This window comes from Bradyrhizobium sp. NBAIM18, assembly GCF_020193825.1.
GTDB lineage: Bacteria > Pseudomonadota > Alphaproteobacteria > Rhizobiales > Xanthobacteraceae > Bradyrhizobium > Bradyrhizobium yuanmingense.
In genome coordinates, this window is the sequence record NZ_JADYVO010000024.1 from 26,761 (window position 1) to 41,705 (window position 14,945).

The 14,945-nt window shown below is 64.9% G+C and carries 14 protein-coding genes; 8 read left to right on the forward strand and 6 right to left on the reverse strand.

Going from position 1 to position 14,945, the window contains the following annotated elements:
• Positions 1 to 123 carry a hypothetical protein gene (locus I6F17_RS37820; RefSeq protein WP_256375387.1) on the reverse strand — a complete coding sequence of 41 codons (123 nt, stop codon included), beginning with the start codon at positions 121 to 123 and terminating at the stop codon, positions 1 to 3.
• 99 nt (positions 124 to 222) lie between these two features.
• A complete protein-coding gene (locus I6F17_RS32585) occupies positions 223 to 399 on the reverse strand; it encodes a hypothetical protein (protein WP_225131122.1) in 177 nt (58 codons plus the stop codon).
• A gap of 148 nt (positions 400 to 547) precedes the next feature.
• Here I6F17_RS32585 and I6F17_RS37825 point away from each other — a divergent pair, with 148 nt between their 5' ends.
• The 4 genes from I6F17_RS37825 to I6F17_RS32600 all read left to right on the forward strand — a co-directional run bounded on the left by I6F17_RS37825 (position 548) and on the right by I6F17_RS32600 (position 3,309).
• Positions 548 to 679, forward strand: a complete 132-nt coding sequence (locus I6F17_RS37825; RefSeq protein ID WP_276573277.1) for a hypothetical protein — start codon at positions 548 to 550, stop codon at positions 677 to 679.
• A gap of 141 nt (positions 680 to 820) precedes the next feature.
• The gene (locus I6F17_RS32590) at positions 821 to 1,948 is read left to right on the forward strand and encodes a beta-propeller fold lactonase family protein (RefSeq protein WP_225131137.1); all 1,128 of its coding nucleotides are present in this window, start codon (positions 821 to 823) and stop codon (positions 1,946 to 1,948) included.
• A gap of 68 nt (positions 1,949 to 2,016) precedes the next feature.
• The gene (locus tag I6F17_RS32595; RefSeq protein ID WP_167361671.1) at positions 2,017 to 2,187 is read left to right on the forward strand and encodes a hypothetical protein; all 171 of its coding nucleotides are present in this window, start codon (positions 2,017 to 2,019) and stop codon (positions 2,185 to 2,187) included.
• A gap of 228 nt (positions 2,188 to 2,415) precedes the next feature.
• Positions 2,416 to 3,309 (forward strand): HlyD family efflux transporter periplasmic adaptor subunit, encoded by an 894-nt coding sequence (locus tag I6F17_RS32600; protein ID WP_036015950.1) that lies wholly within the window; start codon positions 2,416 to 2,418, stop codon positions 3,307 to 3,309.
• A gap of 200 nt (positions 3,310 to 3,509) precedes the next feature.
• On the opposite strand, the gene I6F17_RS32605 is transcribed toward I6F17_RS32600, so the two are convergent.
• The gene (locus tag I6F17_RS32605; RefSeq protein WP_036015927.1) at positions 3,510 to 4,358 is read right to left on the reverse strand and encodes a caspase family protein; all 849 of its coding nucleotides are present in this window, start codon (positions 4,356 to 4,358) and stop codon (positions 3,510 to 3,512) included.
• Between the two features lie 418 nt (positions 4,359 to 4,776).
• On the opposite strand from I6F17_RS32605, the gene I6F17_RS32610 reads away from it, so the two are divergent.
• The 3 genes from I6F17_RS32610 to I6F17_RS32620 all read left to right on the forward strand — a co-directional run bounded on the left by I6F17_RS32610 (position 4,777) and on the right by I6F17_RS32620 (position 8,736).
• Complete coding sequence (locus tag I6F17_RS32610) at positions 4,777 to 6,504, forward strand: hypothetical protein (RefSeq protein ID WP_225131120.1); 1,728 nt, start codon at positions 4,777 to 4,779, stop codon at positions 6,502 to 6,504.
• Between the two features lie 216 nt (positions 6,505 to 6,720).
• Positions 6,721 to 7,446, forward strand: coding sequence for a thermonuclease family protein (locus I6F17_RS32615; RefSeq protein ID WP_036015924.1), 726 nt, complete (start codon positions 6,721 to 6,723; stop codon positions 7,444 to 7,446).
• 102 nt (positions 7,447 to 7,548) lie between these two features.
• A complete protein-coding gene (locus I6F17_RS32620) occupies positions 7,549 to 8,736 on the forward strand; it encodes an aminotransferase class V-fold PLP-dependent enzyme (protein ID WP_036015923.1) in 1,188 nt (395 codons plus the stop codon).
• A gap of 224 nt (positions 8,737 to 8,960) precedes the next feature.
• Here the strand turns inward: I6F17_RS32620 and I6F17_RS32625 are convergent, their stop codons facing one another.
• Complete coding sequence (locus I6F17_RS32625; RefSeq protein WP_225131118.1) at positions 8,961 to 10,067, reverse strand: hypothetical protein; 1,107 nt, start codon at positions 10,065 to 10,067, stop codon at positions 8,961 to 8,963.
• On the reverse strand, positions 10,067 to 11,503 hold the full coding sequence (locus I6F17_RS32630; RefSeq protein WP_225131116.1) for an MBOAT family protein: 1,437 nt from the start codon (positions 11,501 to 11,503) through the stop codon (positions 10,067 to 10,069). The genes I6F17_RS32625 and I6F17_RS32630 overlap by 1 nt, the downstream gene beginning before the upstream one ends.
• Positions 11,504 to 11,815: 312 nt before the next feature.
• On the opposite strand from I6F17_RS32630, the gene I6F17_RS32635 reads away from it, so the two are divergent.
• Entirely contained in the window at positions 11,816 to 13,921 is a 2,106-nt protein-coding gene (locus I6F17_RS32635) for a S9 family peptidase (RefSeq protein WP_225131114.1), read from the forward strand.
• Between the two features lie 303 nt (positions 13,922 to 14,224).
• Here the strand turns inward: I6F17_RS32635 and I6F17_RS32640 are convergent, their stop codons facing one another.
• Positions 14,225 to 14,944, reverse strand: a complete 720-nt coding sequence (locus I6F17_RS32640; RefSeq protein ID WP_225131112.1) for a ribonuclease activity regulator RraA — start codon at positions 14,942 to 14,944, stop codon at positions 14,225 to 14,227.
• Position 14,945: the final 1 nt, after the last annotated feature.

The window sequence follows — 14,945 nt, forward strand, 5'->3', positions numbered from 1 at the left end:
TCACATTTGCCGTCTGGCGGCCTGCACTTCGACGAATTCGGAGTCGGGGTGGCTGACAATGGTGGCGACCCAGATGCCGCTGATGATCAGCGACCATGCGGTGTTCCAACAGATCCAAAACACGAGCCAGCCTCCCTTTTCCCTCTCTCACGCCCCGAGCTAACGGCAGAGCGATGCCGCCGTTCCCGGCGCGGGGCCTGCCGCGAGGGCGGCGGCAAGGTACTATTTTGGTTTGGTCGGCGGCGCCGCCCGATCGGTTTGGCGGGTGTGGCGCTTTGCCACGACATCCGCATCGCGCTCGCCCTCGTGCGGGCGCGGCGGAAGTTTGGGCTGGCCGGCTTGACCGCCATGCTTGCCGCCCATGTCGGGCTTGCCTTCGAGATCGTTTGCGCGGGACATGTCGGTTCAATGCGTTCGCAGCGCATTGGTTCGCGACAGCATCGGCCGTTTTCGCCCTGTGAACGGCCTCATAGAACCGCCGCTCTTTGCAGTGCAGGATCGCTGACGCGGCCCTTGGCCTCGCGGCTTGCACCGATGGATTGGCCTGATGCGAAAACGACTCATCCTCTGGACCCTCATGACCTCCGCCCTGGTCGCGATCACCGTGTGGACCATGCTCGGGCCGCCGGACCAGCCGTCCGGATTGCATCTGCCCTCCCGAACCGTGGCAGTGCGCTGACCCGGCATCCCGCGACCGATGCGATTTCGGCATCGATCGATCCCCATTGGATTTTGGTGCGGCGTCGCTCCGCCCGCTATGCTCGCGGCAAAAACGATAATGCCGCGAGCCGGCTTTCAGGAGGAGCCCATGTCGAGACCGATGTCGAGACCGATCCGACGCATCGCATCGCGCGCGCCACGCGCTGCGATCGCCGCCGCCCTGTTCGCTTCGCTTACCCTCATTTCTGGAGTCCGTGCCGGTATGGCCGAAACCTTCGCCTATGTCGGCAATGCCGACAGCAACGACATCAGCGTGTTCAAGATGAGCGAGAGCGGCGAGATGACGCTCGTGCAGACGGCCGCCTTCAAGGGCGTCGAAAAGCCGGGCTCCTCGACACCGCTCGCGATCACGCCCGACCACCGTACGCTGATTGCCGGAATCCGCTCGCAGCCCACTCTCGCGGTGAGCTTTGCGATCGATCCCAGGACGGGCGAGCTCAGCCATCTCGGCAACGGACCGCTCGCGGACAGCATGGCCCATATCGCCATCGACCGCAGCGGCAAGTACCTGTTCAGCGCCTCCTATGGCGGCAACAAGGTCGCGCTGAATCCGCTGCTTGGCAACGGGGTTGCCGGCGAGCCCAAGCAGGTGATCCCGACCGGGCTGAACGCCCACGCGTTCCTGCCCTCGCCCGACAACCGCTTCGCATTCGCGACCAATCTCGGCTCCGATCAGGTGCTGGCCTTCGCATTCGATGCCACGACCGGCACGCTGACGCCGAACGACCCGCCGGGGCACAAGGTGCCGGAGAAATCGGGGCCGCGGCACTTCGTGTTTCATCCCGGCGGCAAGTTCGTCTATCTCCTCCACGAGCTGAACGGCGATGTCGCGGCCTTCACTTATGAAGCCAGGAGCGGCGCGTGGGACGAGATCCAGCGCACCACAGCGCTGCCGGAAGGGTTTTCGGGAAAACCTTGGGCGGCCGACATCCACATCACGCCGGACGGCCGCTTCCTCTACGCTTCCGAGCGCACCACCAGCACGCTCACCGCCTACAGGGTCGATGGCTCGAGCGGCAAGCTGACCACGATCGGCAGCGTGCCGACCGAGAAGCAACCGCGCGGCTTTCAGGTCGATCCCAGCGGCCGCTATCTCGCCGCGGTCGGCGAGCTCTCCGACAGCATGACGGTTCATGCCATCGACCAGGGCAGCGGCGCGCTGACCAAGCTGAAATCCTACCCCACCGGCAGGAAGCCGAACTGGGTCGAGTTCCTGAAACTGCCGTGAGGAGCCATCGCCGACCTACGTAAACATCCGTAATTTCGCGAGACCCGGCTTGGCGTCATATCTCGGTCATGGACCGGCAGATTGTCTTCAAATGCCCCCAGACGGGCCTGAACGTGCAGCATCGGCTTACCGACGAGCCGAGCGATCGCACGCACGTGTCGGTGTCGTGTCCGGCCTGCACGCGGCTGCATCTGATCGAGCGGGCCAGCGGCAAGCCGGTGGGTGAGCGGCGCCGCTGACGCCCGCCGCGCGCGACTCGAGCTCTTCGGAGCGAACCTGTTCTCCAATCCCGCGACTCATCAAAGACTTGCTTGTCAAAGACTTGCTTGTCAAAGACTTGCTTGCCGCGACTGCCGGCGGCGGCACGGCGTTCTGTTTCGGGACGACCCGGCCGTAGTGCGGGCGGCGGCCATCTGCTATCGATTGGAGGCATAGCCCAAGTGGAATTTACCCGATTGGAATTTCCGATGCGTCATTTGCCCCGCGCCGTTGTTCGAAACCTGTGCCCCGCAGCCGTCGCCGGCCTGCTCGTCCTCAGCCCCCATCCAGCCGGTGCCGCCGATGACGACGCGCCGAAGGGGCCGGCGGTCACGGTGCTGAAGGTCGCGAAATCCTGCTTCTCCGACGTCGTCGAAGCCACCGGCACGATCATCGCGCGTGAGGAAACCTCGGTGCGGCCCGAGCGGCCCGGCCTGAAGGTCACGGACGTGCTGGCGGAAGCCGGCGACACCACCACCGCCGGCCAGGTGCTGGCCCGGCTGGCGCTGCCCGAAGGCGGCACGCTTCAGGTCACCGCGCCCGTGGCGGGGGTGATCGCGACCTCGACCGCGCAGATCGGCAACTTCGCCTCGGCCAAGGGCGAGGCGCTGTTCACGATCGTGGCGCGCAGCGAGTACGACCTCGTCGGCCTCGTGGCCACCACCGATGTGCGCAAGCTCGCGGTCAATCAGCAGGCCACCGTGCGGATCCCAGGTGGCGGCGACATCAGCGGCAAGGTGCGCCGCATCGGACCGACCGTCGAGCCGAACATCCAGCAGGGCATGGTCTATATCGGCATCTCCTCGCAGAAGCGGCTGCTGCTGAATGGGAGCGGGCGCGCGCTGATCAAGACCGGGCAGAGCTGCAACGTGGCGGTGCCGCTGACCGCCGTGCAATATTCGTCCGCCGGCACCGTGGTGCAGGTGATCCGCCGCAACCGCGTCGAGACCAAGCGTGTCGAGGTCGGCTTGATGTCCGGCGGCAATATCGAGGTCCGCGACGGCCTCAGCGAGGGCGACGTCGTCGTCGCCCGCGCCGGTGCCTTGCTGCGCGAAGGCGATCCGGTGCGTCCCGTGATGGCGAGCGCGGAAGCGGCGAAGTAACAGCCACGATCGTCATTGCGAGGAGCTCTTGCGACGAAGCAATCCAGAGTCTTTCCGCGGAAAGATTCTGGATTGCTTCGCTGCGCTCGCAATGACGATGCAGGTACAGTGCGTCCAAAAAACTGGGCCCCGGCTCAGCGCCGCATCATTGCATGATGCGCCGCGTCCGGGGCACGAGACGTCGCAAGACCTAGGAAGAACTAACCGCCGGCTTCGCCGAAACGGACGTCTTCGAGCAGCGACGACGATACGGTCGGGACCTGGTCGCCTTCGCTGGCGCGGGAGATGGCGAGGCGGGTCTTGTTGAAGACGCTCTCGGCGCTGCCGGGCTTGCTGAGGTTGTTGAGGAACTCGCTGACCAGCACGCTGTGCTCGCCCTTGCCGTCGTCGACGACCTTGCCGGGCGAGGCGGAGGTGAGGATGAGCGCATTGTCGGACGCGCTGATCGGCGCGAGACCGTGGCTGTAGGAGCGGAAGCGGCGCTCGTAGGGATTGCGGCGGGAGGCGTCGACCACGACGAGCTTCGCCTTGGCGCCCTGTTCCTTCATCATCTCGAGCACGCCCTCGATCGACACGCCTTGGCGGCGGACATCCTTTTCCTTCCAGATCACGGCATCGACCGGCAGCATGTAGCTCTCGCGGCCGGCCTGCACGCCGTAGCCGCCGAAGAACAGCATGACGACGCTGTCGCGGGTGATCCGCGACTTCAGGCGGCTCACGGCGCGGACCATGTCGTCGCGGGTCGCATCTTCCACCATGTCGACGTCGAAGCCGTTCTTGCGCAGGGACGAGGACAGCGCTCGGGCGTCGTTGATCGACTGCGTCAGCGGCGCGCTGGCGTCGGGGTAATGTCCATTGCCGATGACGAGCGCCAGGCGCGAGCTCTGGCCGATCGAACCGGTGATCTGATCGGTCGAGACCGCCTTGGCGGCATCGATCGCACGCATGTTGAGAGCAGCATGGGCGCCGATCACCAGCGACACCGTGCCGATGAGGGCCGCGGCGAGGGCGATCGTACGTCTGGAAAGGTCGAGCTGCTTTAGATTCATCTCGCTTCGTTTCCTGTGCCAAAGACCTACCAAGCGCGCGCACACTGTTTGAGTAGCGCGATAGCGTCTTTAGGTTTGAGGGATTGGCCGGGGATGTGACCCCGAATTGCGCGCAATTTGCGGCGCCGCACCAAACAAACCCTTAACCGGATATAGGCCCTGGGGCAATAGATTGCTCAAAATTTGAACTAAGTGACTGAATATACTTGATAATTCTCCGATCCAAATTGCCGCATTTACGGCTTCCCCGTAGCCTTCCGGAGAGCGATCATGCAGCCTTCGTGCCGGCTTTTCCGTGACGTCCATCACATTTGTTTTTCCCGCGAATCCGGGTAGCCTTTTCAACGACTTGAAGGGGTGGCGCGCAGATACCAGCGTGCCTGATGTCCCCGAGCAAGGCCCCGCGACCAGGTATTTCATGAGCTTTCATTATTTTGCCGGCGCCGCCTGCCGGGCGCTGACGGCGCGGAAGGACGGCCCCTCGCTTTACGACGTCTGCGATCCCGTATTGTCTGATACGGCCAGCGGCGATCCGCATCTGGCCAAGTTCTACAAGACCGCGCTCGGCAATCCCGCGCTGCGGATCCTGCTCCGCCGCGCCGGCCTGCCAGAGCTGCGCGACGAGGGGACGCTGACGCGGCTGCGCGCGGCCCTCGCCCAGGCCCGCGACGAGGCCGAGCCCGACTGGGCGGCGGTCGGACAACCGATCGCCGATCTCGTCGACAGCATCGCGCTCGACCACCCCAAGCCGCCGCCGGTGCCGTTCACCGCCGCCATGCCCCAGAGCGCGCAGATCGACGGCGTGATCCGCGATTGCGCGCAGCATCTGCTCGGCTCGTACCGCCGCAACGGCTTCCTGCCGACCTACGCCGCCTTCAACCTGATCGGCGATCCTGATGTCCGCGGCCGCGAGCTGATCATGGCGCTCACGGGCCTCAACGCGCGCGGCTACAAGAATTCCTCGCTGCTGTTCAACCTCGCCCGCGTTTTCATCGCGCGCTCGCCCGCGCGCGCCGTGGTCAATCCGCCCTGGAAAGGCATTGCCGAGCCGATGTGGGAGCCGGTGCAGATCCGCCACCGCTCGGCCTATTACGACGCGTTCTTCATCGAGGCCCTGCTCAGCTTCGTCGAGACCGGGCTCGCCTCGCCGGCCGACAAGATCGCGGCGGAGCGCGCGATCGCCGACATGGTCGATTTCTGCGTCAACATCAGTCGCGAGGAGGTCGAGGGCATCGACGGCGCGCGCTTCAACGTCGTCACCGCACTGGCGCCGGCGCCGCATCCGCGCTTCTCCCGTTACTTCGCGCAGATCAAGCAGGACCTCGGCTTCGGCATCTACGTGCCGGATTGCGACACCACGGCCTGCTCGATCTCCGCGGCGACGCAGGCCGGCTGTACCGACGCCATCATCGACCAGCCGCTCCTGGACTTCTATGCGAGCTATCAGGTGCGCGCCGGCGTCAACGAACCGCGCGTGACCGTGCCGCTCAACGACAATATCGACTATGAGGGCGGGGTTGCGACCTGGATCGACAATCTTGAGGGCGAGCGCCCTTACGGCAACGATCTCGATCCGACGCTCAATCTCGACATTCTCGAAGTCAGCTTCCGCAACCTCGTGCGCTGGAAAGTGCTGGAGACGCCGTCGCGGCTTGCAACATTGCACCGGATCATCGGCTTTCAGAAGCGGCTGGCCGCCAGCGGCGCCTTCGCCAATCCGCGCTCGCACATCTATTATCTGCCGGAGCTCTACAGCGCCTATTTCGGCCGCTGCTATGCCGCCTTCCTGGCGCTGCCGCTGGCGGCGCAGGCCGCGATTGATCCCGCCGGCGATTTCGATTTCATCCGCCACCGCGTGCTGTCCTACGTCAAGGGCGAGCTGATGGCGGCCGAGATGAACGTGTTCGACGCCGCGCTGGCGCTGATCGCGCTCGGCCATCTCGGCGCCGACCCGCGCGCCTTCACACCGGCGCTGAACGTGATCGTCGCCGGGCTCGGTGAAGGCGGCCGCCGCGGCCCGTTCCGCGCCTATGAATGGAACAAGATGAAGACGCCGACGCGGATCCTGGTCGGTGGCCCGGAGGTGACCTCGGCGTTCGTGCTGATGGGGCTGGCGGTGGCGAAGCGGGCGATGGCGCGAGGGTGAGGGGTCTCGTAGGGTGGATTAGCGAAGCGTAATCCACCATCTGACCTCCGCGGATACGAACAGTGGTGGGTTACGCCTTCGGCTAACCCACCCTACGAGACCGTCGCAAAATGACAGGAAGTTGAAAGCCTATCTGTTCGGCATGCGCTGGCCGCGCGGCCAAAAGCCGACCACAATTGCGCCGTCTATCGAGATTTTCATCACAACTGGACGGGCATGTTGCGAAAGGTCCTGATTGCGCTGTCTTTGTTCGCCATCCCTTCGCTGGCGGATGCCGCCGAGATCACCGGCACGGCAAAGGTCCGCGCTGGCGATGCGGTGGTGATCGGCACCACGCGGATCCGGCTCGGCGGCATTGACGCGCCTGCAATCGACCAGCTCTGCCTCAACACCAAGTCCGAGCGCTGGACTTGCGGCGTCGCGGCCCGCGATGAGCTCGCCAGATACGCCGAGGGCAAGACTTGGGTCTGCCGCCCGAGATCGGTCGACCGGCGCGGCCGCACCGTGGCGCGCTGCGAGGTCGGCGGCGAGGACATCCAGAAATGGCTGGTGCGCAACGGCTGGGCGCTGGCCTACGCCCACATGTCCCGCGACTATGAAGCCGATGAAAAGGCCGCGCGGGAGGCCAAGGCAGGGATGTGGCAGGGCGCCTTCATCGCGCCGTGGGACTGGCGCGTCCGCAACAAGAAGACCGCGATCCTCGGCGCGACCAAGCCGCCTGACGGCGCGCACGCGGTGCTGCTCGCTTCGGCCTCGGGGCCGGTCGCGCCGTCGCCGGACTGCACCATCAAGGGCAACGTCAACAGCTCCGGGGAGTGCATCTTCCACCAGCCGACCAGCCGCTGGTACACGCAGATCAGGATGAAGATCAGCAAGGGCACCCGCTGGTTCTGCTCGGTCGAGGAGGCCGAAGCGGCCGGTTGCCGGGAGACGAAGCGATAACCCAGCCCTGCATTTTGCGCGCTTTTCTCGGGACGCGCCGGCACGTAAAAGCATGATTCAGCGACCCACCATCCTGTTCTCAGGCAATAAGGACCGACAGCAATGACCGTTCGCGCGGGCCGGGAGTTTCTGGCCATCCCCGGGCCCACCACGATGCCCGACGAGGTGCTGCGGGCGATGCACCGTCCGGCGATCGACATCTACTCCCAGGAGATGCTGGATCTCACCGAGAGCCTGCTCAGCGACATCTCCAAGCTGTTCGCGACCAAGGGCAAGTCCTACATCTACATCGCCAACGGTCACGGCGCCTGGGAAGCGGCGCTGAGCAACGTTCTGTCGCGCGGCGACAAGGTGCTGGTGCTGGAGAGCGGTCGGTTCGCGATCGGCTGGGGCAACGCGGCGGCGCTGATGGGCGCCGAGGTCGAGGTGCTCAAGGGCGATTGGCGCCGCGCGGTGCGGCCGCACGAGGTCGAGGAACGCCTGCGCCGCGACAAGGAGCACAGCATCAAGGCCGTCGTCGTGGTCCAGGTCGACACGGCCTCCGGCGTGCAGAACGACATCGAGGCGATCGGCAAGGCGATCAAGGCCAGCGGCCATCCCGCGCTCTACATGGTCGATACCGTCGCCTCGCTCGGCTGCATGCCGTTCGAGATGGACAAATGGGGCATCGACGTTGCGATGTCCGGCTCGCAGAAGGGCCTGATGACGCCGCCCGGCCTCGGCTTCGTCGCCGCCAATGCGCGCGCGCTCGAGGTGCACAAGAAGGCCAACATGTCGACGCCCTATTGGAGCTGGAGCGAGCGCGAGGGCACCGAGAATTATCGCAAATATGCCGGCACCGCGCCGGTGCATCTGCTGTTCGCGTTGCGCAAGGCGATCGACATGCTGCACGAGGAAGGCCTGGAGAACGCCTTCCGCCGCCACAGCCTGCTCGGCGAAGCCGCCCGCCGCGCGGTCTCGGTCTGGTCGGAAGGCCAGGTGCTCGGCTTCAACGTGGCCGAAGCCAGCGAGCGCTCCAACACCGTGACCACGGTGACGATGAGCAACGGCCACGATCCGGCGGTGCTGCAACGCTATTGCAAGGACAAGTGCGGCGTCGTGCTCGGCACCGGCATCGGCGATCTCTCCGGCCAAGCCTTCCGCATCGCCCATATGGGCCATGTCAATGCGCCGATGCTGCTCGGCACGCTCGGGGTGATTGAGGTCGGGCTGAACGCGCTGAAGATCCCGCACGGCAAGGGCGGGCTGGAGGCGGCGGTCGCGTATCTGGGCGAAGAGGTGGCGGTGTAAGTCACGCGCGCGCCTCTTCCTTCTCGCCTTGTGGGAGAAGGTGGCATAGGCGGCCTTCGGGCCGCCGTTCTTAAGAGAAACGCCGAAGCGAAGCTTCGGCTATGGCGCCGGATGAGGGGTTGTCTCCGCGATTTCTAACTGCCAAACGGTTTCGCGGAGAGATACCCCTCACCCGTCTCGCCGCTGCGGCGAGCCACCCTCTCCCACAAGGGGAGGGGGGAAGATCAGCGCTCGAGGCGATATGCCTCCACCTGCGCCTTCAGCTCATTCAGCGACGCGAGCGGCGCTTTCGGGTCGACGCGGTGCTCCCCGCTTGCCAGCCACTTCAGCACCATCGCGTCCACGACCGGCGAGTGGTGGATGACGTCGCTGTAATTGTTAAGATCGTGCGTGACCGCCGCGACCGCGCGGAAATCGTGCAGCCGGACGTTGGGCATTTGCGTCAGACGCCGCGCAATGTGCGCCGTGAGTGCGGTGACGATCTTCAATGTCTCCGGCGAGGCATCGCGCATCGCGACGAATTGCAGGATCGAATAGGGCGGGAAGTAGATGTCGAAGGTCACGTCAGGGTGGCGCGCGATCAGGCCGACGGCGTCCTGCTCGAAATGCCGGACCATGGCTTCGTAGCTGTAGCCTTCGCCGAGGAAGCGACGGCGCACGGGATCAGTGATGTAGGTGAAGGCGGCGAGCGTCTTTCTGGTGTTGTAGTCTCGCGCAACATCGAAATCCCGCGGCAGGGCGTAGATGTCGTCGATGTCTGACAACGCAAACTTGACCGGCAGATAAGGCGACGCCCGGGTCAGCAGCTCCCGCAGCAGCGGGACGGACCGCACCAGCGCGAACACCGATTCCTTCGCCATCGCCGCGCTGAACAGATAGGACGCGATGCCTTTCGTCGTCCGGCGGTAGAGATCGACGGACAAATAAGGATCGGCCTCGATGTCGGCGGCATCGATGTAGATGAAATCGTCCATTTCCCAGATCACGCGTCTTGCGCCGCGGTCGATCGCCTGCTCCAGCACGAAAGCCTGCTGGCGCGAATTGGAGCCGGTCATGGCCAGCTTGAGCGAGCGGACCCCGAGCATGCGATCGATGTCGCTCTGGCGGAAATGGATTGCGAGTGAGGTGCCCATGAAGGCGGTGTCGAACGGCTGGCTGCGGATCAGCCCGGCATTCTGCACGCGCGTGTCCTCCGAGTAGAAGGCCGGGACCAGGCGCGAGGGGCGGAACAGCTGCAGGGGATCGACGATGAAGGTGAGCGCCGCGGCGCCAAGCACGCAGGCCGCGCTCGCCAGCAGAAGACGCCTGAGATGGGTGAACGCGCTCTGCATCAGAATCGGAAATAGATGAATTCGCTGTGGCTCTGGATGCCCAGGAAGCCGAAGGCGAGCAGCAGCGAGGCCGCATAGAGCACCAACGGCCGCGTGCGCCCTGCCCGCAAGGCCTCGCCGACCTCGCGGTTGCCGTGGTCGTATTCCATCAGCGCTTGTGTGTTCGGCGCCAGCCACACCAGCGCCGCATAGATCGCGACTTGCACCAGGGCCGCGATCTCCTCGCGGCCGAGCACGAGGTTCGAAGGGGCAGCCATGGCGTGGAGCACCCGCAATGCCCAGGCGACGCTCTCGGCACGGAAGAACACCCAGGCGATGACGACGGCGAGGAAGGTCAGCACAGCGCCAAGCAGGCGGCCGGGACGCGCCAGCAGCGGCGGAACGTTCGGCACCAGCGCGTTGAACGCGTGATTGACGCAAAGATACGCGCCATGCAGCGCGCCCCAAATGACAAAAGTCCAGGCCGCGCCGTGCCAGAGCCCGCCGAGCAGCATCGTGATCAGCAGATTGACGTAACGGAGCACGCGGCCGCGGCGGTTGCCGCCGAGCGGGATGTAGAGATAGTCGCGCAGGAATTGCGACAGCGTCATGTGCCAGCGCCGCCAGAACTCGACGATGCTGGTGGCCTTGTAGGGCGAATTGAAATTGACGGGCAGGAAGATGCCGAACATCAGCGAGATGCCGATCGCCATGTCGGAATAGCCGGAGAAGTCGAAATAGAGCTGGAAGGTGTAGGCGAGCGCGCCAAGCCAGGCCTGGTCGAAGCTCGGCGAGCGCGCCTCGAAAGCGAGCGCGACCAGCGGCTGGATGCCGTCGGCAAGGCAGGTCTTCTTGAACAGGCCGATCGCGAAGATGATGACACCGCACAACATGAGATGCCCGTCCGGGCGCTTGGTCTCCTCGTGCTCGAATTGCGGGATCATGTCCTTGTGATGGAGGATTGGCCCCGCGATCAAATGCGGGAAGTAGGTCACGAACAGCGCGTAATGCGGCAGCGCGTAGGCCGCGACCTGGCCGCGATAAGCGTCGACCAGGAACGCGATCTGGGTGAAGGTGTAGAAGGAGATGCCGACCGGCAGCAGGATGTGGAGCGCGACATGCGTGCCGAGCAGCGCGTTGACGTTCTCGGCGACGAAGCCGGCATATTTGAAGATGCCGAGCATGAGGAGATCGCCGACGAGGCCGAGCGCGAGTGCGGCCTTTCGTTGCGGGTGCGTGAGCTCCGCCACGATGAGAAGATGGCCGACACCGTAGTTGAAGGCGATCGAGAGCAGCAGCAGAGCGACGAAATGCCAGCTGCCGATTGCGTAGAAGGTGATCGAAGCCAGCGCCAGCCAGACCACCGGAGCCAGATTGCTGCGCCGGCCAAGCCGGAAATAGCCGGCGAGCACGACCGGCAGGAACAGCAGGATGAAGGGATAGGAATTGAACAGCATCGGGCTGGACCGGCGGCGGGATATTGTCCCTCAAAGCACACAAGGAGCCGATCAACAACCCGGCAGCATAGGCGGTCGTGCTGGCAATCCGCGGAATCGGAACGATATAAGGTGGGACACGGCGAGCCGCTTTTTCTTCTCCCTCCCCCCGTTCTTACGGGGAGAGGGTCGGGGTGAGTGGCTCTCTCCACAGATGAGACCATAGCAAGACCTGTACCCCCTCACCCGGAATTTGCTGTCGCAAATTCCGACCTCTCCCCGCAGGCGGGGAGAGGTGAAGGAGGCCGCGACACGTATTTGAACGAGGACCGAGTGACAAAAGCCAAGACGCCTTCGAAGCCCCCCGTCGCCCCGCGCCGGCTGCATTCCTTCACGCGGCACGGCATCACCGTGACTGACGATTATGCCTGGCTGAAGGACGCGAACTGGCAGGAGGTGCTGCGCGATCCCGCCGTGCTCGATCCTGACATCCGCAAATATCTCGACGAGGAGAACGCCTACACCGAGAGCCTGCTCGGCCACACCTCGGGCCTGCAGAAGACGCTGGTGCGCGAGATGCGCGGGCGGATCAAGGAGGACGATTCCAGCGTCCCGTCACCGGATGGGCCGTTCGCCTATTTCCGCAGGTTTCGCGAGGGCGGGCAGCACGAGCTGTTCGGCCGCATGCCGCGCGACGGCGGCGACGGCCAGATCGTGCTCGATGGCGACGCGCTCGCCAAGGACCACAAATACTTCAAGTTCGGCGGCAGCCGGCACTCGTACGATCACAAGCTGCAGGCCTGGAGCGCGGACACCAAGGGCTCCGAATATTTTTCGATCCGCGTGCGCGACTGGGCGACGGGCAAGGATCTCGACGATCTCGTCGAGGAGACCGACGGCGGCGTGGTCTGGGCCGCGGACTGCAGGAGCTTCTTCTATGTGAAGCTCGACGACAATCACCGCCCCATGCAGGTGTGGCGGCACAAGCTCGGCACCAAGCAGGCCGACGACACGCTGGTCTATGAGGAGCAGGATGCCGGCTGGTTCACCCACCTGCATGAGAGCACCAGCGGCCGCTTCTGCGTCATCGCCGGCGGCGATCACGAGACTAGCGAGCAGCGGCTGATCGATCTCGCCAATCCCGAGGCGCCGCCGCGCCTCGTCGCTACGCGCGAGGAGGGTGTGCAATATTCGCTCGCCGATCGCGGCGACGAACTTTTCATCCTCACCAATGCCGACGACGCCATCGACTTCAAGATCGTCACCGCGCCGCTTAGCCAGCCCGAGCGCAAGAACTGGCGCGATCTAATTCCGTATCGGCCCGGCATCTACATCATCGACCTCGATCTCTATGCCGGCCATTTGGTGCGGCTGGAGCGCGCCAATGCGCTGCCCTCGGTCGTGATCCGCGACCTCGCTAGCGGGGAGGAGCATGCCATCGCCTTCGACGAGGCCGCCTATTCGCTCGATACGATGGGATCCTACGAGTTCGAGACGACGACACTGCGCTTTTCCTATTCGTCGATGACGACGCCGTCGGAAGTCTATGATTACGACATGGTCAAGCGCACGCGCGTCTTGCGCAAGCGGCAGGAGATTCCGTCCGGTCACGACCCGGCCGACTACGTCACGACGCGCATCATGGCGAAATCGCATGACGGCGCCGAGGTGCCGGTCTCGATCCTCTATCGCCGCGGGTTGAAGCTCGACGGCGCAGCGCCGCTGTTGCTCTACGGCTACGGCTCCTACGGCATGGCCATGCCGGCCTCGTTCAGCGCCAACCGCCTGTCGCTGGTCGACCGCGGCTTCGTCTATGCCATCGCCCATATCCGCGGCGGCGCCGACAAGGGCTGGGGCTGGTATCTCGACGGCAAGCGCGAGAAGAAGACGAATTCGTTCGACGATTTCGCGGCCAGCGCCCGGGCACTAATCGACGCGAAATACACCAGCGCCAAGCGCATCATCGGCCATGGCGGCTCGGCCGGCGGCATGCTGATGGGCGCGGTCGCCAACCGCGCCGGCGAATTGTTCGCCGGCATCGTCGCCGAGGTGCCGTTCGTCGACGTGCTCAACACCATGCTCGACGACACGCTGCCGCTGACGCCGCCGGAATGGCCGGAATGGGGCAACCCGATCGAGAGCGAGAAGGATTTCCGCACCATCCTGTCGTACTCGCCTTACGACAACGTCGCGGCAAAGGACTATCCGGCGATCCTGGCGATGGGCGGGCTTACTGATCCCCGGGTCACTTACTGGGAGCCCGCCAAATGGATCGCGCGCCTGCGCGCCACCATGCGTGGGGGCGGCCCGGTCCTGCTCCGCACCAACATGGGCGCCGGCCACGGCGGCGCCTCGGGCCGCTTCGACCGGCTCGACGAAGTTGCGATCGTGTATGCGTTCGCGCTGTGGGCGGCGGGGATGGCGGAGGCCGGAGTGTAGCACAGCCAGACCTGGAGCAACATCATCCGGTGTCGTCCCCGCGAAGGCGGGGACCCATACCGCGTGATGTATCGGTGAGACGCAGGTGATAGTATCGGCGGAGACTTCTTAACTCCAAGTCTTCGCCAAACGTCTCCCTGTGGTTATGGATCCCGGATCAGCGCTCCGCTTCGTTTCACTTGTCCGGGATGACATCGAGTATGAGGCGCGAGATACCTCACGCCACGCCGTGTGCCTCGGCGCGGAGCGCATAGCCCGAATGGCTGCGAGCCATGTACAAGCGGTGGTTCTTGGGGCCGCCGCTTACCTCCCGTTCCTCTGCCGCCATTCCGCAAAATCGGTCAGCGTTTGCGGGTCCGTCGCCGGATAGAGACCGAAGATGCCACGGCCCTTGCCGACTTCCTCGGTGACGAAATCTTCGAACGCGGTCATCTCGAAGGTTTCGTTGGCGATCTCATCTGCCAAATGCGCGGGGATCACGATGACGCCGTCGGCATCGCCGAGGATGACGTCGCCGGGAAACACCGGCGCATCGCCGCAGCCGATGGGCACGTTGATCTCGATCGCCTGATGCAGCGTCAGATTGGTCGGCGCCGAGGGACGATGGTGGAAGGCGGGAAAGCCGAGCCTGGCGATCTCGGCGGAGTCGCGAAAGCCGCCGTCGGTGACGACGCCGGCGACGCCGCGCTTCATCAGCCGCGTCACCAGGATCGCGCCGGCCGAAGCCGCGCGCGCATCCTTGCGGCTGTCCATCACCAGCACGGCGCCCGGCGGGCAATCCTCGACCGCCTTGCGCTGCGGATGGGAGCGGTCCCTGAACACGTCGATAGTGTTGAGGTCCTCGCGCGCCGGCATGTAGCGCAGCGTGAAGGCCTCGCCGACCATGGCCGGCTGATCCGGGCTCAAGGGACGGACATCCTGGATCATCTGGATGCGCAGACCGCGCTTGAACAGCGCGGTGGCGACGGTGGCGGTGGAGACGGATTTGAGTTTTGTGCGGGTGGCTTCGGTGAGTTTGGTCATG

Excerpts from the sequence above, each read along its gene's own strand:
- I6F17_RS32605 (WP_036015927.1), bottom strand. The coding sequence starts at position 4,358 with ATGAATCTAAAGCAGCTCGACCTTTCCAGACGTACGATCGCCCTCGCC.
- I6F17_RS32600 (WP_036015950.1), top strand. The coding sequence starts at position 2,416 with ATGCGTCATTTGCCCCGCGCCGTTGTTCGAAACCTGTGCCCCGCAGCC.
- I6F17_RS32625 (WP_225131118.1), bottom strand. The coding sequence starts at position 10,067 with ATGCAGAGCGCGTTCACCCATCTCAGGCGTCTTCTGCTGGCGAGCGCG.
- I6F17_RS32610 (WP_225131120.1), top strand. The coding sequence starts at position 4,777 with ATGAGCTTTCATTATTTTGCCGGCGCCGCCTGCCGGGCGCTGACGGCG.
- I6F17_RS32615 (WP_036015924.1), top strand. The coding sequence starts at position 6,721 with ATGTTGCGAAAGGTCCTGATTGCGCTGTCTTTGTTCGCCATCCCTTCG.
- I6F17_RS32590 (WP_225131137.1), top strand. The coding sequence starts at position 821 with ATGTCGAGACCGATCCGACGCATCGCATCGCGCGCGCCACGCGCTGCG.
- I6F17_RS32640 (WP_225131112.1), bottom strand. The coding sequence starts at position 14,944 with ATGACCAAACTCACCGAAGCCACCCGCACAAAACTCAAATCCGTCTCC.
- I6F17_RS32595 (WP_167361671.1), top strand. The coding sequence starts at position 2,017 with ATGGACCGGCAGATTGTCTTCAAATGCCCCCAGACGGGCCTGAACGTG.
- I6F17_RS37825 (WP_276573277.1), top strand. The coding sequence starts at position 548 with ATGCGAAAACGACTCATCCTCTGGACCCTCATGACCTCCGCCCTGGTC.
- I6F17_RS32585 (WP_225131122.1), bottom strand. The coding sequence starts at position 399 with ATGTCCCGCGCAAACGATCTCGAAGGCAAGCCCGACATGGGCGGCAAG.
- I6F17_RS32630 (WP_225131116.1), bottom strand. The coding sequence starts at position 11,503 with ATGCTGTTCAATTCCTATCCCTTCATCCTGCTGTTCCTGCCGGTCGTG.
- I6F17_RS32620 (WP_036015923.1), top strand. The coding sequence starts at position 7,549 with ATGACCGTTCGCGCGGGCCGGGAGTTTCTGGCCATCCCCGGGCCCACC.